The organism is Mesorhizobium sp. CNPSo 4661, from assembly GCF_057784215.1.
On sequence record NZ_JBWGIO010000068.1, the window covers coordinates 1 to 1,517 of the forward strand.

A 1,517-nucleotide genomic window follows, 5' to 3' on the forward strand; every position below is an offset into this window, starting at 1 on the left:
GGGCTAGCGTGCGCACACATTTGCGTCTTGTGGGTGTCAAGCGGGAAGGTGGCCTGCGAAAGGGGCTTGAAGGGCTGGAATCGCGTGTGATTCTGTAGCTGCCATTGTTGATTCTGGAGGTTTCGACGATGGCCTTGCTGCTTGGATACTTCGGCGACCTGCGCCTGCAAAAAAGGGGAGCATGGTTCTGGAGCGCATGTTTGCGCGCGTCAGCGCGGGCATGCGCCGGCTGGCCGACACGCGCGCTGAGAAGGTTGCGTTCACGCGCCTGTTTCGCAACCGGCACGTGAGCAAGCAAGAGATCATCCGCACGGCGGCGGCGCGAACGGCCGAAGCGGCGGCCGGCCGCCATGTCTTGCTCATCGAGGACAGCAGCGAGATCAACTACGCGGCCAAGAGCTTGCGCAAGCGGGGCCTCGGCCGCGTCGGCAATGGCAAGGATGTCGGGCTGTTCGTGCATCCGGCGCTGGCCGTCGATGCTGCGGACGGCTCGGTTCTTGGCCTTGCGGCTGCCACGATCTGGCGGCGTCAGGGACGCAAGGCGGATGACTATCAGGCACTGCCGATCGAAGACAAGGAAAGCTACAAATGGATTGCCGCAGCCCAGGCGGCGCGCCAGGCGCTGACCGACACGCCGCTGGCCACCGTAATCGGCGACCGCGAGGCCGACATCTACGAAGTCTTTGCAAGGCTGCCCGATGAACGCACCCATGTACTCATCCGCGCTGTACGGGATCGGGCCTTGGGCGGACAGGAGCGCCTGTTCGGCGCGATCGCCAAGACGCCGGAAGCCGGCCGCATTGCCTTCGAGCTGCAGGCACGTCCCGGCCGGCCGGCACGCAGCGTCGAGTTGGCCGTTCGCTTCGCCGCCGTGAGCTTGCGCCAGCCGCGCCTTGGTGCCGATAGCCGCGATCCTCGCGAACTCACGCTCCGCATGGTGGAAGTGCGCGAGATCGCGCCACCTTCGCCGAAGGAAGCGGTGATCTGGCGGCTGTTGACCACCCACAGCGTCGAAACACTCGCGGACGCCTGTCGCATCGTCGATCTCTATCGCTCGCGCTGGAGCGTCGAACAGCTGTTTAGAACCATGAAGTCGCAAGCCATCGATCTGGAGGAAAGTCTTATCGCCGATGGCGACGCGCTCGAGCGCCTGGCCGCCGCCGCCTTGATCGTCGCCACCAGGGTCATGCAACTCGTGCACGGGCGCGGCGCAGCCGGCCAGGCCTTCAAGGCCGCCCGTCTCTTCAGCTCCATCGAGATCACTGTTCTGGAAACACTCGTCGCCAGGCTCGAAGGCAAGACCCAAAAGCAGAAGAACCCGCACCCCGTGCACACACTCGCCTGGGCCGCCTGGTGTATTGCCCGGCTCGGAGGATGGAACGGCTACGCCAAAGAGCGGCCGCCAGGCCCGGTCACCTTCAGCAACGGCCTCAAACGTTTCCATGCCATCGCCGAGGGCTTCGCTCTTGCAAATCCCAACTAACCCGCACAACGCAAATGTGTGCGCACGCTAGCCC

At 64.7% G+C, this 1,517-nt stretch carries 1 protein-coding gene; it reads left to right on the top strand.

The features are described from left to right. The first annotated feature begins 220 nt into the window (after nucleotides 1-220). On the top strand, nucleotides 221-1,483 hold the full coding sequence (locus tag AC0YKC_RS33915) for an IS4 family transposase (protein ID WP_488514232.1): 1,263 nt from the start codon (nucleotides 221-223) through the stop codon (nucleotides 1,481-1,483). Nucleotides 1,484-1,517 lie beyond the last annotated feature (34 nt).